Source organism: Agrobacterium sp. (genome assembly GCF_059499945.1).
Map to the genome: position 1 here is coordinate 929,263 of NZ_JCABZP010000014.1, position 22,514 is coordinate 951,776.

At 59.7% G+C, this 22,514-nt stretch carries 21 protein-coding genes; 14 read left to right on the forward strand and 7 right to left on the reverse strand.

Annotated features, from left to right (window positions below):
* Positions 1–254: 254 nt before the first annotated feature.
* Both dapA and smpB read left to right on the forward strand, forming a co-directional pair.
* Positions 255–1,139: a 4-hydroxy-tetrahydrodipicolinate synthase gene (gene dapA / locus AC5I5B_RS16310; RefSeq protein WP_003509960.1), complete on the forward strand. Its 885-nt coding sequence runs from the start codon at positions 255–257 to the stop codon at positions 1,137–1,139.
* A gap of 161 nt (positions 1,140–1,300) precedes the next feature.
* Positions 1,301–1,783 (forward strand): SsrA-binding protein SmpB, encoded by a 483-nt coding sequence (smpB, locus tag AC5I5B_RS16315; RefSeq protein WP_003509959.1) that lies wholly within the window; start codon positions 1,301–1,303, stop codon positions 1,781–1,783.
* A 193-nt stretch (positions 1,784–1,976) separates the two neighbouring features.
* Here the strand turns inward: smpB and AC5I5B_RS16320 are convergent, their stop codons facing one another.
* Together AC5I5B_RS16320 and AC5I5B_RS16325 are read right to left on the reverse strand one after the other, a co-directional pair.
* Positions 1,977–3,476: a methyl-accepting chemotaxis protein gene (locus AC5I5B_RS16320; RefSeq protein ID WP_111834263.1), complete on the reverse strand. Its 1,500-nt coding sequence runs from the start codon at positions 3,474–3,476 to the stop codon at positions 1,977–1,979.
* A gap of 215 nt (positions 3,477–3,691) precedes the next feature.
* A complete protein-coding gene (locus AC5I5B_RS16325) occupies positions 3,692–4,261 on the reverse strand; it encodes a LabA-like NYN domain-containing protein (RefSeq protein WP_003509957.1) in 570 nt (189 codons plus the stop codon).
* Positions 4,262–4,654: 393 nt separating this feature from the next.
* Between AC5I5B_RS16325 and rpoZ the strand changes: the two genes are divergently transcribed.
* The 11 genes from rpoZ to recO all read left to right on the forward strand — a co-directional run bounded on the left by rpoZ (position 4,655) and on the right by recO (position 14,186).
* On the forward strand, positions 4,655–5,047 hold the full coding sequence (gene rpoZ / locus AC5I5B_RS16330) for a DNA-directed RNA polymerase subunit omega (RefSeq protein WP_020009554.1): 393 nt from the start codon (positions 4,655–4,657) through the stop codon (positions 5,045–5,047).
* A 132-nt stretch (positions 5,048–5,179) separates the two neighbouring features.
* The gene (locus AC5I5B_RS16335; RefSeq protein WP_003509955.1) at positions 5,180–7,414 is read left to right on the forward strand and encodes a RelA/SpoT family protein; all 2,235 of its coding nucleotides are present in this window, start codon (positions 5,180–5,182) and stop codon (positions 7,412–7,414) included.
* A 197-nt stretch (positions 7,415–7,611) separates the two neighbouring features.
* Entirely contained in the window at positions 7,612–7,758 is a 147-nt protein-coding gene (locus AC5I5B_RS16340; RefSeq protein ID WP_003496944.1) for a hypothetical protein, read from the forward strand.
* Between the two features lie 474 nt (positions 7,759–8,232).
* Positions 8,233–8,811, forward strand: a complete 579-nt coding sequence (locus AC5I5B_RS16345; protein WP_099085525.1) for a DUF2062 domain-containing protein — start codon at positions 8,233–8,235, stop codon at positions 8,809–8,811.
* Positions 8,808–9,212: a holo-ACP synthase gene (gene acpS, locus AC5I5B_RS16350; RefSeq protein ID WP_111834264.1), complete on the forward strand. Its 405-nt coding sequence runs from the start codon at positions 8,808–8,810 to the stop codon at positions 9,210–9,212. Before AC5I5B_RS16345 ends, acpS begins: the two co-directional genes overlap by 4 nt.
* A 208-nt stretch (positions 9,213–9,420) precedes the next feature.
* A complete protein-coding gene (gene lepB / locus AC5I5B_RS16355) occupies positions 9,421–10,167 on the forward strand; it encodes a signal peptidase I (protein ID WP_003509951.1) in 747 nt (248 codons plus the stop codon).
* On the forward strand, positions 10,164–10,883 hold the full coding sequence (rnc, locus tag AC5I5B_RS16360; protein ID WP_003509950.1) for a ribonuclease III: 720 nt from the start codon (positions 10,164–10,166) through the stop codon (positions 10,881–10,883). The genes lepB and rnc overlap by 4 nt, the downstream gene beginning before the upstream one ends.
* A gap of 73 nt (positions 10,884–10,956) precedes the next feature.
* Positions 10,957–11,907: a GTPase Era gene (era, locus tag AC5I5B_RS16365; RefSeq protein ID WP_161974047.1), complete on the forward strand. Its 951-nt coding sequence runs from the start codon at positions 10,957–10,959 to the stop codon at positions 11,905–11,907.
* Positions 11,908–12,083: 176 nt separating this feature from the next.
* Positions 12,084–12,836: a Crp/Fnr family transcriptional regulator gene (locus tag AC5I5B_RS16370; RefSeq protein ID WP_020813373.1), complete on the forward strand. Its 753-nt coding sequence runs from the start codon at positions 12,084–12,086 to the stop codon at positions 12,834–12,836.
* A 136-nt stretch (positions 12,837–12,972) separates the two neighbouring features.
* Positions 12,973–13,350 carry a response regulator gene (locus tag AC5I5B_RS16375; protein ID WP_031234546.1) on the forward strand — a complete coding sequence of 126 codons (378 nt, stop codon included), beginning with the start codon at positions 12,973–12,975 and terminating at the stop codon, positions 13,348–13,350.
* Between the two features lie 56 nt (positions 13,351–13,406).
* Positions 13,407–14,186: a DNA repair protein RecO gene (gene recO, locus AC5I5B_RS16380; protein ID WP_060723998.1), complete on the forward strand. Its 780-nt coding sequence runs from the start codon at positions 13,407–13,409 to the stop codon at positions 14,184–14,186.
* Here the strand turns inward: recO and AC5I5B_RS16385 are convergent, their stop codons facing one another.
* Complete coding sequence (locus AC5I5B_RS16385) at positions 14,187–15,401, reverse strand: MFS transporter (RefSeq protein ID WP_162691508.1); 1,215 nt, start codon at positions 15,399–15,401, stop codon at positions 14,187–14,189.
* A 166-nt stretch (positions 15,402–15,567) separates the two neighbouring features.
* On the opposite strand from AC5I5B_RS16385, the gene AC5I5B_RS16390 reads away from it, so the two are divergent.
* Positions 15,568–16,302, forward strand: a complete 735-nt coding sequence (locus AC5I5B_RS16390; protein WP_060724000.1) for a class I SAM-dependent methyltransferase — start codon at positions 15,568–15,570, stop codon at positions 16,300–16,302.
* Positions 16,303–16,425: 123 nt separating this feature from the next.
* On the opposite strand, the gene AC5I5B_RS16395 is transcribed toward AC5I5B_RS16390, so the two are convergent.
* From AC5I5B_RS16395 to AC5I5B_RS16410, 4 genes are all read right to left on the reverse strand, one after another.
* A complete protein-coding gene (locus AC5I5B_RS16395) occupies positions 16,426–17,268 on the reverse strand; it encodes an MOSC domain-containing protein (RefSeq protein WP_111834265.1) in 843 nt (280 codons plus the stop codon).
* Between the two features lie 11 nt (positions 17,269–17,279).
* Entirely contained in the window at positions 17,280–17,924 is a 645-nt protein-coding gene (locus tag AC5I5B_RS16400; RefSeq protein ID WP_111784527.1) for an HD domain-containing protein, read from the reverse strand.
* On the reverse strand, positions 17,921–20,692 hold the full coding sequence (locus AC5I5B_RS16405; protein ID WP_162686141.1) for a DUF2339 domain-containing protein: 2,772 nt from the start codon (positions 20,690–20,692) through the stop codon (positions 17,921–17,923). The genes AC5I5B_RS16400 and AC5I5B_RS16405 overlap by 4 nt, the downstream gene beginning before the upstream one ends.
* 170 nt (positions 20,693–20,862) lie before the next feature.
* Positions 20,863–22,422 (reverse strand): VOC family protein, encoded by a 1,560-nt coding sequence (locus AC5I5B_RS16410; protein ID WP_080866040.1) that lies wholly within the window; start codon positions 22,420–22,422, stop codon positions 20,863–20,865.
* Between the last annotated feature and the right edge of the window lie 92 nt (positions 22,423–22,514).

Here is a 22,514-nt window from a genome sequence, read left to right on the forward strand (position 1 = left end):
AGCCTTAATGAAATCTTAATTCCCGCCCCGCAATTCAATCAACTTTTATTCACCTGCCCGCGAGCGACGTCTCTTTTCGGCGCCGGTCTTTTGCGCTTGCCGATCACGGTCGGGAGACTGTCACACTTCCGACAATTTCGGACAAAATACGCTGCCTTTGCGCTTGTCGGCGCCAAGGGCTGGCTCTAATGTGTGCCGGTTTTAACCATCGAATGCGGCCGAAGCATGAACCGGCTCGGCGCCAGGAGCTTTGCATGTTCAAGGGATCAATTCCCGCCCTCATTACCCCGTTCACGGACAATGGCGCCGTGGACGAACAGGCATTTGCCGCCCATGTGGAATGGCAGATCGCCGAAGGCAGCAACGGACTTGTGCCCGTGGGCACGACGGGGGAATCTCCAACCCTCTCCCACGACGAGCACAAACGTGTCGTCGAGCTGTGCATCGAGGTAGCGGCGAAACGGGTTCCGGTCATTGCGGGCGCTGGCTCCAACAATACCGATGAGGCGATCGAGCTTGCGCTGCACGCGCAGGAAGCCGGTGCGGATGCGCTGCTGGTGGTGACGCCTTATTACAACAAACCGACCCAGAAGGGCCTGTTCGCCCATTTTTCCGCCGTGGCAGAAGCGGTGAAGCTGCCGATCGTCATCTACAATATCCCGCCGCGCTCGGTGGTGGATATGTCGCCGGAAACCATGGGCGCCTTGGTCAAGGCGCATAAGAACATCGTCGGTGTGAAGGATGCGACGGGCAAGATCGATCGCGTTTCCGAACAGCGTATTTCCTGCGGCAAGGATTTTATCCAGCTTTCGGGTGAGGATGGTACGGCGCTCGGTTTCAACGCCCATGGCGGCGTCGGCTGCATTTCTGTCTCCGCCAATGTCGCGCCGCGCCTCTGTTCGGAATTCCAGGCGGCGATGCTCGCGGGTGATTACGCCAAGGCGCTGGAATATCAGGATCGCCTGATGCCGCTGCACAAGGCCATCTTCATGGAGCCCGGCGTCTGCGGCACCAAATATGCGCTGTCGAAGACCCGCGGCGGCAATCGCCGGGTCCGTTCGCCCTTGATGAGCACGCTGGAACCGGCCACGGAAGCGGCCATCGATGCGGCGCTGAAGCATGCCGGCCTGATGAACTGAGACACGCCTGAAAACCTAAAAGGCGCGCCATGGACCGCTTCGAAACAGAAGCCGTTCGGCGCGCCTTTTCTTTTTGCGACGACAACATTAAATAGAGGTTCGAAAACCGCTCTCGGCGGTAAGCCGAAGGCGCAATAAGAAAAACAAGGGATTGAAATATCATGGCCCCCAAAGGCAGCCAGCGCGTGGTGAACAAGATCGTTGCGGAAAACCGCAAGGCCCGTTTCAACTACGAAATCATCGATACCTATGAAGCAGGGCTCGTGCTGACCGGCACCGAGGTCAAGTCGCTGCGCGAAGGCAAGGCGAATATCGCCGAATCCTACGCGTCGGACGAGGGCGATGAAATCTGGCTCATCAATTCCCACCTGCCGGAATATCTGCAGGCCAACCGCTTCAACCATGAGCCGCGCCGCCGCCGCAAGCTGCTTTTGAGCAAGCGTGAGATCAACCGCCTGCGCGCCGGTATCAACCGCGAAGGCATGACGCTGGTACCCTTGAAGGTCTATTTCAACGAAAAGGGCCGCGCGAAGCTGGAACTGGCGCTCGCCAAGGGCAAGAAGCTGCACGACAAGCGCGAGACCGAGAAGGAACGCGACTGGAACCGGCAGAAGTCGCGCTTGCTGAAGGGTGGTAACGCCTGAGCGGCAATAAATTTTGCCGGGCAGGGGGCTTGCTGCCTTTCACCGCTTGTTCCTCCGTCATGCCGGACTTGATCCGGCATCCAGTCACGGCGCGTCTGCGCCGTGGAAAGAGTTCTTTCAGCCCAAGGACTTGGACTGGCTGGATCCCGGCTCAAGGCCGGGATGACGGGAGTGTGTTGCGCGCCGGGCCCCGTTACGCCGCCTTGTAAGTCCGCTCCACATGAGCTTTCGTTGCCGAGACGCTGAACCGGCTGACGAGCGCCGCCAGATTGGCGCTGACATCGCTCAGATTGTGCGTGGCCGCATTGGTTTCTTCCACCATCGCCGCATTCTTCTGGGTCAGATTATCCATGCTGTTGATGGCGGCGCTGATTTCCTGAATGCCGACGGATTGCTCCTGCGCAGCCTTGGTCAGCGAGGCAATGTGTTCCTGAATATGATCCACCTTGTTGCCGATCGTATTCAAGGATTCGCCTGTCTTGTTGACCAGCGAGACGCCCTGCATCACATCCGCGGAGGATTTGGAGATCAGGGTCTTGATTTCCTTTGCGGCGTTGGCTGAACGCTGCGCCAGTTCGCGCACTTCCTGAGCAACGACGGCGAAACCCTTGCCAGCCTCGCCGGCGCGCGCGGCTTCCACGCCGGCATTCAGCGCCAGAAGATTGGTCTGGAACGAAATCTCGTCAATGACGGAGATGATCTGGGTGATCTTCTGCGATGAGTCCTCGATGGCCCCCATCGCCTTCACCGCTTCCGTCACCACATCGCGCGAGCGTGCCGCTTCGACGGCCGAGCTTTCGACGATGGCCTTGGCCTCTTCGGAACGCTGCGCCGACAATTTGGAAATGGTGGTGATTTCCTCGACGGCGGCGGCGGTTTCCTCAAGGGCGGCCGCCTGCTGCTCCGTCCGGCGGGCCATGTCGTCGGTCGCTGACGTCAGTTCGCGCGTATTGCCGGAAATCTTGTTCGCTTCCTCGACGATCTGCGCAAATGCGCCGGAGAGATTGCCGACGGCGGCGTTGAAATTGGCGATCAGTCCCTGGAATTGCGGTGCGGTCTTTTCACCGATGCTGGAGGTGAGGTCGCCATTGGCCAGCCTGTCGAGGGCGCTGTTGAGCAGTGCGAGAACATGCTCCTGCTCCTTCTTCATCTGCGCCTGTTCGGCCTCCACCTTGTGCCGCTCGGCGGCAAGCACGTCGAGATAGACGGAGATCGAATAATCCATGTCGAGAAGCGCGGCCTTGATGGTGGCGGACAGGGCGTCCTTCACCTTCCGGGCCTTCTTTTCCATGAAGAGGCCCTTCAACTCGGACTCGATCAGGGCCTTTACGATGCCATCGAGCATCAGCGCATAGCCGCCGATGTACCATCGCGGCTCCAGCCCGAGCCTTGCATGGGTGCGGCCGATAGCCGTCACGGCATCGGTATAATCCGCGTTGAATGTGCCGGAGGCGATCCTTGCCCAGTGTTTGAGCTGCATGGCCTTGGCGTGCTGTACATGCGCGTCGTTCGCGAAGAACTTCGCGGTCTCCGGCACCGAGCGGACCTTCGCATAAAAACGATCGAGAGAGGCGTCGAGAGAGCCGGTGATGACGCCCTTCATGTTTGAAAGATTTTGCCGCTCACCGTGGCCAAGCCCCAGAAAATTCAGTCTTTCATCGAGTTGTCGGTCGGTTTTTTCTTGGCCATGCATGTCTAGTCATCCTGATCTGGCGCCCAATTCACGTCTCTGGCGCCGTTGCGTGATTTAGACACGTCTAAAATTAACCAAGATATAATTTCGACTGGCTGAATTTGATGTTTGTTAATTCTAAAAGGAATTTTGTCCTGCTGGAGACGCTTGAAACAAAAACGCGCCCGTCTTTTGGACGGACGCGTTTTTGCAATATCAGCGGTACAAAAACCGAATCAGACGGTCTCTGGACCTTCGGCGTGACGAACGGGGCGCTCGTTCGGGTCGCGCCCGATTTCGGCCTTCAGCGTCATCAGATCGATGAAGTGATCGGCCTGGCGGCGCAGATCGTCGGCGATCATGGCGGGCTGGGTGGCCATGGTGGAAACCACGGAAACCTTGCGGCCCTTGCGCTGCAGCGCATCCACCAGCGTGGTGAAATCGCCGTCGCCGGAAAACAGCACCAGGTGATCGACGGTCTCGGACTGCTCCATGGCGTCGACTGCCAGTTCGATGTCCATATTGCCCTTGATCTTGCGGCGGCCGAGTGCGTCGGTGAATTCCTTGGCGGGCTTGGTGACGACCTTGTAGCCGTTATAATCCAGCCAGTCGATCAGCGGGCGGATCGAGGAATATTCCTGATCTTCGATAAGAGCGGTGTAATAATAGGCGCGCAGCAGATAGCCACGCTTCTGAAACGCCTTCAGAAGCTTGCGATAGTCAATATCGAACCCCAGGCTTTTCGATGCTGCATAAAGATTGGCTCCGTCTATGAAGAGCGCAATTTTCTCCCGTGGATCGAACATTCCATCCCATTCCTTTTTTTTGGAAAGGCCATTATCTGGCTTTTATTTCCGGTCGCTAACGCAAAAAATCATGTCGTATCAACGAATTTTGCGCATCGCCGTTGCGTTTTAAGTAAGCTACCTTCCCCCGTATTCCAAGACAATTCTTCTAGACATTTTGTTCATCAGACGCCAAACATGGCGGATAAGTTGCCAAAAGACGCCAAATACAGGAAAAACTTGAATTCCGCGGCCAATGGCTGTATCGGAAGCTGGAAAGCTTCGTCACGAGAAATCTTGAGTGTTTTTCGCAAGGCGCGAGGCGCAGATTCAATAGGTTAGGGCACAGCCGGTGCATCGCTAATATCGCACGGCGCTCTGATCCACGACATTACGACCCACAAAGGACAGGCAATGGCCCGCGTCACAGTAGAAGATTGCATTGATAAAGTAGACAACCGTTTCGAGCTGGTGCTTCTCGCTAGCCACCGTGCGCGCCAGATTTCGCAGGGCTCTTCCATCACGGTTGACCGCGATAACGACAAGAACCCTGTCGTTGCGCTGCGCGAAATCGCTGATGAGACGCTGTCTCCCGACGATCTCAAGGAAGACCTCATCCATTCGCTGCAGAAGCATGTGGAAGTGGACGAGCCCGAGCCCGATCCGGTCACGCTCGCCGCCTCCGCTATTGCTGATGGCGAAGACGACGACCAGCCGGAAACCGTCACTTTCGACCAGATGTCGGAAGAAGAACTGCTGGCCGGTATCGAAGGCCTTGTGCCGCCGGAAAAAAATGACGATTATTGATCTGACTTTATGACGCCATTGGCAGGCGGTGGTTACCGTCTGTCAATAGTTGCCGTCATAATCTGATCCCTATTGATGCAGCATTGTGCGCCGACCCCAAGGTTGGCGCGCTTTCTTTTTGTGGAATATCGCATGATGCGGCAATACGAACTCGTCGAGCGAGTTCAAAAATACAAACCGGATGCGAATGAGGCCCTGCTGAACAAGGCCTATGTTTACGCCATGCAGAAACACGGCCAGCAGAAGCGGGCCAATGGCGACCCCTATATCTCGCATCCGCTGGAAGTTGCCGCGATCCTCACAGAAATGCATCTCGACGAATCGACCATCGCGGTGGCGCTGCTGCACGATACGATCGAGGACACCACCGCCACCCGCGCGGAAATCGACGAGCTATTCGGCGAAGATATCGGCCGGCTGGTGGAAGGCCTCACCAAGCTCAAGAAGCTCGACCTCGTTACCCGCAAGGCGAAACAGGCCGAAAACCTTCGCAAGCTGCTGCTCGCCATTTCCGACGACGTGCGCGTTCTCTTGGTCAAGCTCGCCGACCGCCTGCACAATATGCGCACCATGGAATACATGCCGGCCGACAAGCGCAGCCGCATTTCCGAAGAGACCATGGAAATCTATGCGCCGCTCGCCGGCCGCATGGGCATGCAGGACATGCGCGACGAGCTGGAGGACCTGTCCTTCCGTTATCTCAACCCGGAAGCCTATGAGACGGTGACGAACCGCCTGCAGGAACTGGAAACGCGCAATGAGGGCCTGATCAAGAAGATCGAGGACGAGTTGCGTGAGCTTCTCGTGGCGAACGGCCTGATCGGGGCCAACGTAAAAGGGCGGCAGAAAAAGCCCCATTCGGTTTTCCGCAAGATGCAGGCGAAGTCGCTTTCCTTCGAGCAGCTTTCGGATGTTTACGGTTTCCGTATTCTGGTGGACGATATTCCCGCCTGCTACCGGGCGCTGGGCATCGTGCACACCCGTTGGCGCGTGGTGCCGGGTCGCTTCAAGGATTACATCTCCACGCCGAAGCAGAACGACTATCGCTCCATCCACACCACCATCGTCGGACCCTCGCGCCAGCGCATCGAGCTGCAGATCCGCACCAAGCGCATGCACGAGATCGCCGAATTCGGCATTGCCGCCCATGCGCTCTATAAGGATGGCGAAAACGGGGAGGGCGATCTGCTCTCTCGGGAAAGCAACGCCTATTCCTGGCTGCGCCACACCATCGAATCGCTCGCCGAAGGCGACAGCCCGGAAGAATTCCTCGAACATACCAAGCTGGAACTGTTCCAGGACCAGGTGTTCTGCTTCACGCCCAAGGGCAAGCTGATTGCGCTGCCGCGCGGCGCGACCCCCATCGATTTCGCCTATGCGGTGCACACCAATATCGGTGACACGACGGTTGGCGCCAAGATCAACGGGCGGATCATGCCGCTCGTGACCCGGCTTAACAATGGCGACGAGGTGGAGATCATCCGCTCGGGCGTGCAGGTGCCGCCTGCCGCATGGGAAGAGGTGGTGGTGACGGGCAAGGCCCGCTCGGCCATCCGTCGCGCCACGCGCATGGCCATCCGCAAGCAATATTCCGGCCTCGGCTATCGCATTCTGGAGCGCACCTTCGAGCGCGCCGGCAAGGCCTTCTCGCGTGAAGCACTGAAGCCCGTTCTTCATCGTCTGGCGCAGAAGGATGTGGAAGACGCGATCGCCGCCGTCGGGCGCGGTGAGGTCTCCTCGCTCGATGTGCTGCGTGCGGTCTATCCGGATTATCAGGACGAGCGCGTCACGGTGAAGATGACCGGTGACGATGGTTGGTTCAACATGCGCAGCGCTTCCGGCATGGTCTTCAAGATCCCCGGCAAGTCGCGCTCCGCTCTGGAGGACGATGGCGCGGCCGAAATGCTGGATGGGCCGGACCCGCTGCCCATCCGCGGCCTTTCCGGCAATGTCGACGTGCATTTCGGTGCCGCCGGCGCGGTTCCGGGTGACCGCATCGTCGGCATCATGGAAAAAGGCAAGGGCATTACCATATATCCCATTCAGGCGCCGGCGCTGCAGCGTTTCGACGATGAGCCGGAGCGCTGGATCGATGTCCGCTGGGACCTCGATGAAGCGAACAAGTCGCGCTTCATGGCGCGGGTGATGATCAATGCGCTGAACGAGCCGGGCACGCTCGCCTCCGTGGCGCAGTCCATCGCCACGCTCGATGTCAATATTCGGGGCTTGAACATGGTCCGCATCGGCACGGATTTCTCCGAGCTGGCGCTGGATGTCGAAGTCTGGGATCTCAGGCAGCTGAACCAGCTTCTGTCGCAGCTCAAGGATCTCGACTGCGTCTCGACGGTGACGCGTGCCTTCGATTGAGGCATTTTTGATCCTTTGAAGATACTGAAAGGCCGTTGTTATGCGCTAAACGCATGGCAGCGGCCTTTTCCTGTCTCTGGTCGTGGAAGTGGTTTGCGACTATTTTCTCCTCAGAAATTGAAGAGAAGGAAACGCGGCGTGCCGGTGGATAAACACCGATGAGAAACGCCAGTTCCAAACCGAAAGGACCGAAAATCATGTTTACTCCGCTTCGCAAGATCGCCCGTGCCGTCCGTGGCAAGACCACCCAGGAACGCGAATTCGAATATCTCAGCGGTTCGGTATCGAACGTCGATCTCGAATTCCGCCAGCGCGAAATCGACCGCGGCCTGTTCCGCCGGTAATGCACTCAACGCATGGCAGCCCATCGCCATGCGTATGGGGCTAGCAGATGCAGCCCTATCGGCCTGTGCATTCCTGCGTCTCGTAGACCAAGGTGAATACGCGCTTCTAGCGGGTGTCCCACACACAGCTGTCCGGTTTGACTGATATGACATGCTGCGTTTGCAATGAAGTTGACGGCGAGAGGGAGCGTATTTCCTCAACGTCTCCTTGGTCCCGGGAACAAGTTCGAGGATGCCCCAAGGATCTAATCACGTCGAATTGAATCAATCGCTTGCTGATCCTCGGGACAAGCCCGAGGATGACGTCAGAGTGTCCGGCAAGGCTTGTTATTGATCTGTCGACGCTGCACGAGCACGCGTAGGCTGGTTTCCGGCTCAAGGGCCAGAATGACGGACGTGGGGATAAGTCAGCAAAAGTCCTTTGTTGTCTACCATGCTCTTGGCTCGGCCGGGGCGATGAAATAGACTGCCCCCATGCCGTTTCGCCGCCGTGAACCCGTTGGTTTTTCAGAGAAGATTCGCGACCTGTTCTGGCCGCGAACGGGTTTTTCCCGTTCGCTGCGCTATATGAAGCTGCGGCTGCTCAGGCTTTCCGCCTCTCCGCATTCTGTTGCCGCCGGTGTCGCCATCGGTGTGGGCGTGGCATGGACGCCGTTTCTCGGCGTTCACATCATCATCGCCATGGCGCTCGGTTTCCTCTTGCGCGTCAATCTCGTGGCGGCGGCGCTCGGCACCACCTTCGCCAATCCGCTGACATTTCCGTTCATTTGGGCATCCACCTGGGAGCTGGGACACTTCATTCTCGGCCGGCAGAAGACGGAAAGTGCCGCGCATGTGGATTTCGTGGCGCTGTTCAGCCATCTTGAATTCCGGCAGATATGGACGCCGGTGCTGGAGCCCATGACCATCGGCGCGCTTCTTCCGGCCGGCATCAGCGCAATCATCGCCTATATCGCCGTTTATGGCCTCATCAGCGGTTTCCAGCGCCGCAAGATGGAAAATCTCGCGCATCGCGCCGCCAACAAGAATGCTTCTCTGGAGATGCTGAAATGATCATTGGATTGGGTAGCGACCTGATCGACATCCGCCGCATTGAAAAGTCGATCGAACGTTTCGGCGAGCGCTTCACCCATCGCTGTTTCACCGATATCGAGCGCGCGAAATCCGATGGCCGCAAGAACCGCGCCGCTTCCTACGCCAAACGTTTTGCCGCCAAGGAAGCCTGTTCCAAGGCGCTGGGAACCGGCCTTGCGAATGGCGTCTTCTGGAAGGACATGGGTGTCGTCAATCTGCCGGGCGGCAAGCCGACCATGAGGCTGACCAATGGGGCGGGGGAGAGGCTGGCGGCCTTGCTGCCCGCCGGCCACCGCGCCAATATTCACCTGACGATCACGGACGATTTTCCCTATGCTCAGGCATTTGTGATCATAGAAGCGCTTCCCGTGATCGATTGAGGCCCCGGCCTTGCCGCATTGGCGCTCTATTTGCGGGCGTGTGACAGAAGCGCTTCCCTTCGGGCTGGAAAGGTTCTAGAGAAGTCGCAGAAATATGAAAGCCTTGCCGGCAGTGTGAAACCGCTCCACCGCCGCAGGCTCTACAAACAACGGCCCGGAAGCCTTCGCGAAGCCGAAGAAGCCGGGAAACAATCAGGCAGGTCTTTAAGTGTCGGAAAAAGCTGAAAAGAAGCAGAACGCCCTCTGGGAGAACGTCAAGGTCATCATTCAGGCGCTGCTGCTGGCCATGGTCATCCGCACCGTGCTTTTTCAGCCCTTCACGATTCCATCGGGCTCGATGATGCCGACGCTTCTGGTTGGCGACTATCTTTTCGTCAACAAATTCTCCTACGGCTATTCGAAATATTCGCTGCCTTTTTCGCCGAACCTGTTTTCGGGCCGTATTCTCGAATTCAGCAAGCCGAAGCGCGGCGACGTCGTGGTCTTCCGCCTGCCGCCCAATCCTGAAGTCGATTATATCAAGCGTCTCGTCGGCCTGCCGGGTGATCGCATCCAGGTGACGAACGGCGTGCTGTTCATCAACGGTCAGCCGGTTCCGAAGCAGCCCGACGGCACCTTCACGTCAGATTATCGCGCCGATCCGGGCGCCAATGTGCCTGTTTTCCGCGAAACGCTTGATAATGGCGTCACCTACGACACGCTGGACCAGTCGCCCGATTCGCGCGGCGACAACACGCGTGAATTCGTGGTGCCGGAAGGCCATTATTTCATGATGGGCGACAACAGAGATAATTCGCTCGACAGCCGCTTCGATGTCGGTTTCGTGCCTGAAGAAAACCTGATCGGCCGCGCCAGCGTCATCTTCTTCTCGCTGGGCAACGACACGCCGTTCAGCCGCATTTGGGAATGGCCGGCCAACATGCGTTGGGACCGCCTGTTCAAGGTTGTGGGATGAGTAAGACCAAGCCGCTTTCCGCGGACGAAATTTCCCGTCTGGAAGCGTTGATCGGATATGAGTTCAAGGAAAAGGCCCGGCTCGACCGGGCCTTGACCCATGCCAGCGCCCGCTCCGCCGCGGCCGGCAATTACGAGCGGCTGGAATTTCTAGGGGACCGCGTTCTCGGCCTCTGCGTGGCGGAATTGTTGTTCTCCATTTTCCGTAACGCCACCGAAGGTGAACTCTCCGTCCGTCTCAACCAGCTCGTAAGCGCCGAATCCTGCGCCGCGATCGGCGACGAGATGGGGCTGCACAATTTCATCCGTACCGGATCCGACGTGAAAAAGCTGACCGGCAAGGCGATGCTGAATGTGCGCGCCGATGTGGTCGAAAGCCTGATCGCCACCATCTATCTGGATGGCGGGCTGGAAGCATCGCGCAAGTTCATTCTGAAATATTGGCAGGGCCGCGCAACGAGCGTGGATGCCGGACGGCGAGACGCCAAGACCGAATTGCAGGAATGGGCGCATGCCAGATTTGCGACCACGCCCTCTTACAGGATTGACGATCGCTCCGGACCGGATCACGATCCTCGCTTTACAGTGACTGTCGAAATTCCCGGCGTAAAGCCGGAAACCGGTGTCGAGCGCTCCAAGCGCGCGGCCGAGCAGGTGGCGGCAACCAGATTGCTGGAACGCGAAGGCGTCTGGCAGAAGGGCTCCACCCAGAACTGAGCGCCCGCCATAGGGTGCTAAATCGAGCGCATGGCGGACCGATAAGGCCGCATGTTGAATACCTCTGACCTTGATGGATATCATGACCGATCACGAAAACCCCGCCATTGAAGGCGAAGACAACAACCTTCCGACCCGTTCCGGTTTCGTGGCCCTTATCGGCCCGACCAATGCCGGCAAGTCGACGCTGGTCAACAGGCTGGTGGGCGCCAAGGTCTCGATCGTCAGCCACAAGGTTCAGACGACGCGCGCCGTGATGCGCGGCATCGCCATTCACAAGAATGCGCAGATCGTTTTCATGGACACGCCCGGCATCTTCAAGCCGCGCCGTCGGCTCGACCGCGCGATGGTCACCTCCGCCTGGGGCGGCGCGAAGGATGCCGATCTCATCCTGCTGCTGATCGACAGCGAACGTGGTCTTAAAGGCGACGCCGAGGCCATTCTCGAAGGCCTGAAGGATGTTCCGCAGAAGAAGATCCTCTGCCTCAACAAGATCGACCAGGTGAAGCGCGAAGACCTGCTTAAGCTTGCCGCCGCCGCCAATGAGACGGTGGCCTTCGACCGCACCTTCATGATTTCGGCCACCAACGGTTCGGGTTGCGAAGATCTGATGGATTATCTGGTGGAGGCTCTGCCGGAAGGTCCGTGGTATTATCCGGAAGACCAGATTTCCGATCTGCCGATGCGCCAGCTCGCTGCCGAAATCACCCGCGAGAAGCTGTTCCTGCGCCTGCATCAGGAGCTTCCCTATGCCTCGCATGTCGAGACGGAAAAGTGGGAAGAACGCAAGGACGGCTCGGTACGCATCGAGCAGGTGATCTATGTCGAGCGCGACAGCCAGAAGAAGATTGCGCTCGGCAAGAACGGCGACGCGATCAAGGCCATTTCCACCGCCTCGCGCAAGGAACTGTCGGAAATCCTCGAACAGCCGGTGCATCTCTTCCTGTTCGTCAAGGTGCGCGAGAACTGGGGTGATGACCCCGAGCGTTTCCGCGAAATGGGACTGGAATTCCCCCGAAACTGAAGCACATCCGCTTCACCCCCTCATTCCTGTGGCAAGCACAGGAATGAGGGCGCTGGGGGATGGAACGACGTACAAATAGCGAACTGAATATCTTCACCCACCATCGGGAACCGAATACGTTCGGGCGGGTTGTTCCAAAACAATTGGGCGCAACCTTTTTTCGATGACGGATATTCATGTCGCCAAAAAAACCGAACGGAATTTCCACCACCCCGTGCCAGCAATGTCCCCTGCGCGACCTGCCGCATTTCCGCGACTTTTCCTCCTCCGAGCTAGATTTCGTCTCGCGTTTCAAGACGGGGGAACTTGCGGTGGAAGGCGGCTCCGTCATCCTGATGGAAGGCTCGCATAGCGCCCATCTTTACACCGTTTTGCAGGGCTGGGCTTTCCGTTACAAGACGCTGGAAGACGGCAGGCGGCAGATACTGAACTATGTCATGCCCGGCGATCTCGTCGGCCTGCAGGGCACGGTGATGGGGGAAATGCAGCATTCGGTGGAGGCGCTGTCGCCAGTCACCCTATGCGTCTTCGAGCGCTCGCGCCTCAATAATCTCTTCACCGACCATCCGACGCTTGCCTATGACCTGACCTGGATCGCTGCGAGTGAGGAACGCATGCTCGACAGCCATCTCCTCAGCATCGGCCGGCGCACGGCGCTGGAGCGCGCCGCCTATCTGATTGTTTTCCTCTACAGCAAGGCAAAGGCGGTCCATCTCATACAGGGGGAAACGCCGATCCCGGTCACCCAGCAGCATGTGGCGGATACACTTGGCCTGTCCATTGTCCACACCAACAAGACCTTGAGAAAGCTGGTCGATCGCGGTCTCATTCGCTGGACCGACAAGGGTTGTCTGGTGCTTGATGATGCCGGGTTGAGCCATGTGGCCAGCTGGGAAAGCGAAGAGAAGCGGCAAAGACCCTTCATCTGATCTTCTTTCGACATGTCTTTTTTAAATGACGGTGGAGCCGTAATTTGCGACTCCTGTCGTGATATCTCACTGGAGAATCATGTCGGAAACCGCAGCTTCGAGCCTTGCGGCCATCTTTTTAGGAAGAAGAAAACATATGGTGCCACAACGGGTTATCATCGTTGAGGATGAATATCTGGTGGCGCTTGATGTCGAAGCGGTTCTCCAGTCCATGGGGGTGGAAACCGTCGTCATCGCCACGACGCTGGCGCAGGCGAGACAGGCCGTTGAAGAGGACGGCGCCGATTGTGTGCTTCTCGATGTCAGCCTTACCGACGGCAAGAGCTATGATTTTGCGCGCGGGCTGCGCGATGGGGGAATTCCCTTCGGTTTCGTCAGCGGCTATGGCGACACGACGGGCTTTCCGGATGATCTCATGCATGCGCCATTGCTGGGCAAGCCCTTCGGGGAAAACGAAATTATCGATTTCGTCCTCAACCTCGTCGGCACGGTCGACAATGCCGTAAAAGAATAACGTTTCGCCGCCAGATCGGGTATGATCGGCCTTGAATCGAAATTCGGACGCGTTTCATGCAGTGGCAGGAAGAGGCAATCATTCTCGGCGTAAAACGCCATGGCGAGACGAGTGTCATCGCCGAGGTGATGACCCCTTCGCGTGGCCGCCATCTGGGGCTGGTCCGTTCCGGCCGTTCCCGCAGCATGCAGCCGGTGCTACAGGCCGGAAACCGGGTGGATGTCATCTGGCGCGCGCGCCTTCACGATCATCTCGGCGAGTTCCGCATCGAGCCGCTGCAATTGCGCGCCGCACAACTGATGGAGACGGCGACCGCGGTTTATGGCGTACAGGCCATGGGTGCTCTTCTCAGGCTTCTGCCGGAGCGTGATCCGCACCCGCATCTCTATCAGGCGCTCGATATCATTCTCGACAATCTCCACGACCCCGTCGATGCCGGGGAATTGTTCGTGCGCTTTGAACTGGCAGTGCTGAACGATCTCGGTTTCGGGCTTGATCTGACCGAATGCGCGGCGACGGGGCTGCGCACCGACCTCATCTATGTATCGCCAAAGACGGGCCGGGCGGTTTGCCGCACGGCAGGCGCGCCCTATGCGGAGCGCATGCTGTCGCTTCCGGCTTTCTTGAGCGAAGGCCAGTCGAAGGCCGCCGATCCTGACAGCCTTGCGGCGGCTTTCCGCCTCACCGCCCATTTCCTCAACCGACATGTCTACGATCCGCGTGGGCTCAACGAAAACGCCGCCCGCGACGGTTTCGTGCAGGCGGCGCTGAAGGCGCTGGAAGGCCGGGCGACTGAGGGGAAGGTGATGCCGCCCGCGCTCGATAAGGCTGTCTGACTAGGCCATTGCAGGCCTCGGGGCCGGTTGCTCCTGAATGGGCCAATGCACGATGGCCGCAAAAATCCCCATGCCGACGCCCAGCCACCAGACGAGATCATAGGAACCCAGCCTGTCGTAAAGGAAGCCGCCGAGCCAGACGCCGAGGAACGAGCCGATCTGGTGCGACAGGAACACGACGCCGCCGAGCATGCCGAGATGGCGTGTGCCGAACATGATCGCCACCAGCGCATTGGTGGGCGGCACGGTGGAAAGCCAGAGGATGCCCATGACGGCGGCGAAGATGATGACCGAAAGCGGCGATTGCGGCAGAAGCAGGAAGGCTGTGACGGCGACAGAGCGGGCGATATAGATATAGGCGAGCAGATAGGGTTTCGAATAACGCTGGGCAATGACACCGGCGGCAAGCGACCCGATGATGTTGAAGAAGCCGATCAGCGCCATGGCGATGACGGCGTAGCGCGGTTCGATGCCGATATCGCCGAGATAGGCCGGGAAATGCGCGGTGATAAAGGCCACCTGAAAACCGCAGACAAAAAAGCCGGTGGTCAAAAGCAGGTAGCTTTTATGGCCGAGCGCCTCCTTCAGCGCTTCGCCTGCCGTCTGCTGGAACTGCGCCTGCGACTGGCTGCCGGAAGAGGAATTGCCGCGCATGAAGAAGGCGAGCAGCGGCACGAGCATCATCATCGCGGCAAGCCAGACGAGGCTGTCCGACCAGCCATAGGTGGAGATCAGCCCCTGACTGATCGGTGCGAACAGAAACATGCCGGCTGAGCCCGCCGCCGTGCCGATGCCGAAGGCGAGCGAACGCTGCTGCGGCGTGACATGGCGTGCAAAGGCCGAAAGGATGACGCTGAAGGAACCGGCGGCAATGCCGAGCCCGACGAGCACGCCGCCGCCGAAATGCAGCCAGAAGGGCGAGGTGCCAAAGGACATGCAGATGAGGCCGGCAGCATAAAGCAGGCCGGAGAGAACAAGCACGCGGCCCGTGCCGTATTTATCGGCGATGGCGCCGAAGAAGGGCTGGCCGAGACCCCAGAAGAGGTTCTGCAGGGCCATGGCGAGACCGAAGGTGGAACGGTCCCAGCCGGTATCGGCAAGCATCGGCAGCTGGAAGAAGCCCATGGCCGAACGCGGCCCGAAGGTCATGACGGCAATCAGTGACCCGGCGGCGATAATCAGCCAGGGCATTGTCTGGCGTGTGGCTTGCAACATGAATATTCCCCCATCGCGGCGCCTCGTCCCAAAAAAGAGGGACATGGCTTGCCGCAGATTCCGCTATGATGGGATGAATATTATCTTTTGTCAGCCAGTCCCACTAGCGACTTTTCTTGACGGCCACTATTCATGCGATTGATGGAATACGGCCGGAGAGAAGACGATGAAACAGAATATCTACGACGATCCAGGGTTTTTTGAGCGTTACAGCGCCATGCCGCGCTCCGTGGAGGGCCTGCGTCAGGCCGGCGAGTGGCATGAATTGCGTGCCATGCTTCCGCCCCTGAAAGACAGGAGCCTTCTTGATCTCGGTTGTGGTTTCGGCTGGCATTGCCGTTTTGCCGCAGAGCAGGGCGCGCGCCATGTCGTTGGCGTTGATCTCTCGGAAAACATGCTGCACCGCGCCGCCGAAATAAATGGCGGGCCCGGCATCGAATACCGCCGCGCCGCCATCGAAGACATCGATTTTCCGCAGGAAAGTTTCGATGTGGTGCTGAGTTCTCTCGCCCTGCATTACGTCCGCGATCTCGACGTGGCATTCGCGAAGGTCTTTGCCGTGCTGAAATCCGGCGGCGATTTCATCTTTTCCATCGAACATCCCGTTTTCACGGCGCTGGAAAAACAGGACTGGTTTTATGGCGAGGATGGCGAAATCCTGCACTGGCCGCTCGATAATTATCAAAGTCAGGGCGTGCGCCATTCCAACTGGATGGCGGACGATGTGGTCAAATATCACCGCACGGTGTCAGGCCTTCTCAATGGTCTCCTGGCTGCCGGATTTGTTTTGACGCGGCTGGCGGAGCCGAGGCCTGATCCGGCCTTGATGGCCGAGCGGCCTGAACTGAAGCACGAAGATCGCCGCCCGATTTTCCTGATCGTCGGGGCGCACAAGCCGTGATGCGGTGATGCTCCGTCCTTTCCTCATCCTGTGACAGGCGCAGGAATGATGGAGAGAGGGCGCGCCAGCCTATGAAAACTTTGCGCTGTGGGCTGTGGGTTGGGTTTGACCCGAACCAGCAACTTACCGCCGTTTGATCGTCCAGCCTTCCGGCCGTTCCTCGACCACCTTTGCCACATCGCCGACGGACAGCTTGCCCTGGCTGCGCGGCGTCACGTTCCAGCCGAAGAGCGGGCCGGGCACGCGCCGGTCGCCGGACATGCGGATGCGGCCCATGGCTTTCATGGGGGAGGGCACATCACGCGAGCCGGTGGTCTGATCCTGCGTGGTCATGATGCAGCGGGCGCAGGGTTTGACGAGATCGAAGCGAATGCCGCCAATCTCGATGGCCGCCCAGCGGTCCTCAGCCCATGCCTCGTCCGTGTCAAGCACGATATTCGGCCGGAAACGCTCCATGCCAACAGCGTCTTCGCCATTGGCGCGCATATTGTCGTTCAGCGCGGCAAGCGAGGCCGTGGTGGTGACGAGGATCTGGTAGCCGTCCGCAAAGGTGACGGGCGTTTCGTTGCCCGTCCATTCGAGGCTCGCAATACGTTTCGAGGTATCATCAAAAAAGGCGAGCTTCACCTCGCGCCCCAGCCATGCCGAGAGCGTGCCATTGGTCTCGTCATCGGCGATATTGGCGCTGACGATCGATTTCCACACCGCCACATCCATGCGCTGCCCGGATGGCCTTGCGAAAATCTCGCCGTCCTTGTCGCGCGCCAGCACCATGCCGCCATCCTCATGCCGGGCCAGAACCGTGGCGATGGCGGGCAATTCGCGCTGGGTGATGAAATGGCCGGAGGGATCAGTGAGCATGGCGCGGCGGTCACCCGGCAGGCCTTCGGCCGAAACGGCGCTTTCGGAGAGAGGGATACCGCGCGCGCTTTTCAGCGGATAGATGTTGAGTTCGGTCACACGCATCTAGGGTCTCCTTAGATCTCGTCGAGAAACAGGTCCAGCACCTGTTTCAGCCGCTCATGGCGGGCCCTGGCCATCTGCCGGCCTGTCTCGGTGCGAAAACCGTCGGCCAGCTTGAACAGCTTGGTTTCGAAATGGTCGATGGCAAAGGCGCGGTCGTCAAGCGGCCGGTCCTTCGCCAGCGGGTCGACCGGATCATAAAGTGCTGAGCCCATGCGCCCGGCAATATAAAAGCAGCGCGCCGCCCCCACCATGCCGATGGCGTCCAGCCGGTCGGCATCCTGAAGGATTTTCGCCTCCAGCGTCTGCGGTTCGATATTGGCGGAAAAGCTGTGTGTGGTGATGGCATGGGCGGCGGCGTCAATATCCGCCTGTTTCCAGCCGAGCCCCATCAGAATGCCGGATGCCTTTTCCGCCGCAAGCCGCGAGGCCTGCGCGCGCAGCGGTGAGTTCTTCTCCACCGCCACACAATCATGCAACAGCACGCTGGCGGCCAGCACGTTACCATCGCCGCCTTCGCCCGCATGGATGCGCATGGCGTTGCGGAAGACGCGGTGAATATGGGCAAGATCATGCGAACCGTCGCCGCTGTCTGCGGCGTGCGGTATCAGGTCCTGCGCAAGCGCCGCATAGGGCGCGAAAGCCTCGGCCGCGATCATGCCTGCGGCTTCCGGGTGAGGATCTTCTGGTAGAACAGGCCGATGCCGATGAGCACCGCGCCGAGCCCGATGAAGGACAGCGCCCTCAGCACGCCTTCGAGATTGCTCATGTCGATCAGGAACGCCTTGGCAACCGAGATCAGCACGAAGGCGGCCGATGCCAGACGCAGGCTGCGGGCATTAAAGCGCGAGCCAAGCACGAGCAGCAACACGCCGATCAGCAGCCAGACCACCGAATAGCTGTAGGTCTCGCCCTGCAGGAAACCCTTCCAGTCGGCAATATTTTCGCCCTGCCAGAAGCGGCGCACTGAAAGCGTGGCCCAGGCAAAACCGAGCGCTGCGCCCGCCACCGCCAGCATGCTGACATAGGGCGGTGGACGTTTTCCCCGCGCGTAATAGGCAAGGCCGCCATAGGCGAGCGCCGGCAGGAGGTAACCGATCAGCAGCAGGTTGAGGAACGGGATGCGGCCGGTATTTTCGCCGGTGAAATAGGGGTTGAGCGTGAAGAAATGCATCGTCAGCACGTTGATGACGGCAATCACGCCGGCAATCATCGAGCCGTAGCGGAAGATGGGGCTGGGGCTTTTCAGATCGAGCGTCATCAACACGCCCGAGAAGCCAATGGTCAGCAGCGTATAGATCGACTGTTCGCCAAGCGTCGGCACACTGTCATCCAGCGTGCCGCCATTCATTGCGTGGCGGACGAGGATGGCGACGGCGAGAAGACCCATGACGCTGGCAATCGCCTGCAGGAAGTTCTTCGCCCTGACCCCCGGCCAGTCGCGCAGCAGCCATGCCGAGGCGACGGCCAGCAGTGCGGGAATGCCGTAACCCGGAAGAAGCGCGTTGAAGACCGGCGTGAGCCCAAGATTTTGCGGCCCGACAATGGTGGGTTCCCAGGCGATGCGGCCGAGAACGGCAACGCTTGCCACGGCCATCACCCAGGGCAGAACCTCCCAGTTGCGGTAACGGCTGGCCAGCACATAGATGAAGCCGATGACCGAAAGGAGAACGGTTGTCACCAGCCCCTCCGTCAGCGTGTGCAGGCTGAGCGCGAAGGCGGCGAAGGAGCCGAGCACGAGGATGTTGAGCGGTTTGCGATAGGTCTCATTGTTCTGCCGATGCAGCCATTCGGCACCTGCAATCAACACGAAGCCGAGGCCGAGGCCATAGGCGGCGTGCAGCCAGTCGCGGCCAAGATTGCCGTATTCGACAAAGCTTGCGGTGGCGAGCCAGACCGGGAATAGCGCGGCGATACCAGCCCAGAGCTGGGCGAAATCCGCGTCGTCAGCACCCTTGCGCTTCAGGAAGGAGAAGGCGGACAGCACGAAGACGCCCCCGAGGCCGAGCGCCATGGCGATTTCCGCCGTGTAGCCAACCGACACGGGCGGAAGCGATACGGCCGTATCGTTGATGACGCCGATGAAGTCGAGACCCTGACGTGACATCAGCGATACCGCAGCCTGCGCGCCAAGTGCTGCGATAATAGCGGGCCATACCGCATAGTGGCGGGCGGCGCCAAGGGCCGCAAGGGCGGCTATGAGCGCTGAAACGATCAGGGCCGGATGAGTATCGACTCCGCCATCGGCAAAAAGGAAGCCGATTGCCGGCAGGATCACGGCCATCGAGACGGTGAGATTGAGGGCGAGTGACGGGCGTAGCAGAAGCCGCATGGCGCGGACGGCGCGTCGCTCGGGCGCTGCGGTTTCGGCAGTTTGGGCGGGCGGCGTGTCGAATGCCTTGCCGGGCCAGAGGAATATTGTTCCCGCCAGCATGACGAGCAGGGCAAGTGTTGGCGGTTCGGCGCTGATCGTTTCGGAAAAGCCGATATAGCCGAGCGCCCAGAGGCCAAGCCCGGCATTGGCGAGAGAGGGAACCACGGTCCAGCCCTGCCTGCGCGCCGCTGCCGCCGTTGCCAGCCAGGAGACGGTGAGGAAGACGAAGAGCGCCCAGATATTCGGCGTTTCGGTGGAAATCAGCGCGGGTGTCAGCATCGAACCGAGAAGGCCGAGACCGGCCAGCGCCTGCCCGTGCAGCAGCGAAAGCCCGATGGTGGCGAAAGCGACGAGGCCAAGCAGGCCAAAAGCCGCGCCGGGACCGATATAGTCGTAAATGCCATAGGCTGCATAAACCACGCCGAACAGCGTCAATGCGCCCGCCGCCGTCAGCACGCCCGGTATCATGGCGTTGGAATAGGTGGTGGCGATGCCCGGCACCGCCTTGCGGCGGATCGCTTCGCCGGCAAGCCCGAGAACAAGACCGAAAATGGCGGCGAGCGAAAGCCGCACGGCCGGGCTGAGCAGGCCCGATTCGATCGAATATTTAACGAGGAAAATGCCGCCGAGCGCCAGCGCCAGTCCACCGGCCCAGACCGCCCAGCGCGCGCCGAGCAGACTTTCGAAGCTCTCCTTCGTTGCCGGGGTGGATACGGCCTCGGCGGCAGGCGCAGGTTGGGCCTCCTCGCGCGCCAGCTCTTCCGATGCTGCCATGGCGGCGGCGTCTTCGGGCTCGGATGCGTATTCAGCCTGGAAGGCTGTGTCTTCCGCAGGGGGCGTGCTTGGCTCTTCCGCCTCGAAATCCGGTTTTACCGTGGATTCCGTGCTCTCCGTTTGCACTGCCGCAGCCGACGTCACGCCCGCAGCCATCAGCCGCTTGAGGCTGTGCACCTCCCGTTCGAGCGACTTGATTCGGCTTGAATTGCGGATGCTCGCGACCAGCGTGTAGATGAAGGCCGCGACGAGGGCGAGGATAAACAGCGGGATTTCCAAACGGACTCTCCAATTACGAAGCTGTTTTTAAAGCCCTTTTGGTGAATTTATGCAAGGCCCGGTTGATGAATGGTGTGGGTGGCGCGGGGGTAAGCATATGCCATTTGTTTCTTCTCCCCGACGGGGAGAAGAAATGGGTGGCCTCCGCTCGATCCGATGTACCGCTCGAATCAGGAAGCACCCGCCAGCCACCGCCGCGCCGCTTCGATATCGGTAAGCCCGAGCTCGTGCCCGTCCTCAACGGTTTCCATCTCGGCCTTTGCACCGCTCGCCGTGAGCTTTCCCTGCAGTTCGCTCGCCTTGTCGAGATATTTGTCGCGTTGTCCCGCCACGAGCAGGAAATTGTGGCCGGAAAGATCGGTTTGCGGCCATGTTTCGAGAACCGGCATCGGGCGATAGAGCAGGGCGTCGCCTGCAAGTTCGGGATAGAGCGCGGCAAAGGCGGCGTAGAAGTTCGCGCCATTGGAATGGCCGATAAACCGCAGTTTCGAGCGATCAAGACCATAGGCGCGGATTGCCCCCTCCACGAAGGCGGCAAAGGCTTCTGTTTCCGTGACAATATCCTGCTGGTCGAAGCTGAAATCGGGAAAACGGCGGAACCAGCGGGCGATTTCTTCTTCCGTGCTGCGGCCGCGCACGCCCAGAAGGGTGGCGCCCGGTGCTGCCCGGTGCGCCAGCGGCATCAGGCTCGTTTCACTGCCGCCGGAACCGTGCAGCAGGATGATGGTGCTGCCATCAGCTTCCTCGGGCGTGTAGAAACGGTGCACGAAGGGCAGGTCGCGATAGATGATGCGTTCTTCGCCCGGCATCGAGAATTGCGGCAGGGCGACACGCACATCCGCCTCGTCCTTCATGAAGAGCGGCGGGATGAACAGTTTTTCGCCGAGCGATTCCAGCGGTTCGTCGACCGTCATGCCCGGCCCATCGGTCGCCATTTCGATCAGCACGCCGCCCGGTTCGCGGACGTAGAGCGAGTGGAAATATTTCCGGTCATGGGCGTTGGTGGTGCTGGAATTCAGCGATTTCAGCCCGGTTAGAACCGTGTTCAGCTCATCCATGTCCTTCGCCCGGAAGGCGATGTGATCGACGGTGCCGGTGCCCGGCGCGCTGGACCAGAAGCCGGTGGCGTCACGCACGTCGATAATGTCGCCGCTGTCGGAAACGAGCCGGCGGATCGCACCCGCCTGGCTTTCCTGCCGGTAGCCGAAATGTTTCTCCAGAAACGCTACGGTTTCTTCCGGCACTTCACTCAGCACCGTCGCACCATAGATTCGGCGAATGGCGTCTTCTGCGGAAATATCGTCGGTCACATGTGGCGTGGCATCGGCAAAGGCGCGGGTGCCGACCAGCTTGACGATCAGGCCGTCAGGATCTTTCAGCCGGATAACCGGAGCGCCGAATTCGTCAGTCGGGCCTTCCGCGCGGATGCCGAATCTCAGCGCCCGCGTCAGCCAGAAGCCGATCGCAGCGGGATCGATCGCCACGGAAATTTCCAGCGTCTGGCCGTACCCGACACGGCCCTGGCCGCCATCTTCCCAGACGAGAAATGTCAGAAGCGAGCCGGGCGAGGCGATGTCATCGCCATAAAGCAGGTGAAGCTGCATGGCGTCTTCGAAGCCGGCCGTGCGCTTGGCCAGCCTCAAGCCCAGAAAGCCGGCGTAAAAATCCACATTCGCCTGCACCTTCCGGGTGATCATGGTGATGTGGTGTATGCCCAGTGCAGAATTCATCTTGCCGTCCCGCCGTTTCGCCTGCTGTTCATGGCCCTATTTGTCGCACGCTGCCCCTGATCCGCAACCCCGGCAAATGAGAACGCTGTGTT

Coding starts and splice junctions, on each gene's coding strand:
- dapA (WP_003509960.1), top strand. CDS start 255: ATGTTCAAGGGATCAATTCCCGCCCTCATTACCCCGTTCACGGACAAT.
- smpB (WP_003509959.1), top strand. CDS start 1,301: ATGGCCCCCAAAGGCAGCCAGCGCGTGGTGAACAAGATCGTTGCGGAA.
- AC5I5B_RS16320 (WP_111834263.1), bottom strand. CDS start 3,476: ATGCATGGCCAAGAAAAAACCGACCGACAACTCGATGAAAGACTGAAT.
- AC5I5B_RS16325 (WP_003509957.1), bottom strand. CDS start 4,261: ATGTTCGATCCACGGGAGAAAATTGCGCTCTTCATAGACGGAGCCAAT.
- rpoZ (WP_020009554.1), top strand. CDS start 4,655: ATGGCCCGCGTCACAGTAGAAGATTGCATTGATAAAGTAGACAACCGT.
- AC5I5B_RS16335 (WP_003509955.1), top strand. CDS start 5,180: ATGATGCGGCAATACGAACTCGTCGAGCGAGTTCAAAAATACAAACCG.
- AC5I5B_RS16340 (WP_003496944.1), top strand. CDS start 7,612: ATGTTTACTCCGCTTCGCAAGATCGCCCGTGCCGTCCGTGGCAAGACC.
- AC5I5B_RS16345 (WP_099085525.1), top strand. CDS start 8,233: ATGCCGTTTCGCCGCCGTGAACCCGTTGGTTTTTCAGAGAAGATTCGC.
- acpS (WP_111834264.1), top strand. CDS start 8,808: ATGATCATTGGATTGGGTAGCGACCTGATCGACATCCGCCGCATTGAA.
- rnc (WP_003509950.1), top strand. CDS start 10,164: ATGAGTAAGACCAAGCCGCTTTCCGCGGACGAAATTTCCCGTCTGGAA.
- era (WP_161974047.1), top strand. CDS start 10,957: ATGGATATCATGACCGATCACGAAAACCCCGCCATTGAAGGCGAAGAC.
- AC5I5B_RS16370 (WP_020813373.1), top strand. CDS start 12,084: ATGTCGCCAAAAAAACCGAACGGAATTTCCACCACCCCGTGCCAGCAA.
- AC5I5B_RS16375 (WP_031234546.1), top strand. CDS start 12,973: ATGGTGCCACAACGGGTTATCATCGTTGAGGATGAATATCTGGTGGCG.
- recO (WP_060723998.1), top strand. CDS start 13,407: ATGCAGTGGCAGGAAGAGGCAATCATTCTCGGCGTAAAACGCCATGGC.
- AC5I5B_RS16385 (WP_162691508.1), bottom strand. CDS start 15,401: ATGTTGCAAGCCACACGCCAGACAATGCCCTGGCTGATTATCGCCGCC.
- AC5I5B_RS16390 (WP_060724000.1), top strand. CDS start 15,568: ATGAAACAGAATATCTACGACGATCCAGGGTTTTTTGAGCGTTACAGC.
- AC5I5B_RS16395 (WP_111834265.1), bottom strand. CDS start 17,268: ATGCGTGTGACCGAACTCAACATCTATCCGCTGAAAAGCGCGCGCGGT.
- AC5I5B_RS16400 (WP_111784527.1), bottom strand. CDS start 17,924: ATGATCGCGGCCGAGGCTTTCGCGCCCTATGCGGCGCTTGCGCAGGAC.
- AC5I5B_RS16410 (WP_080866040.1), bottom strand. CDS start 22,422: ATGAATTCTGCACTGGGCATACACCACATCACCATGATCACCCGGAAG.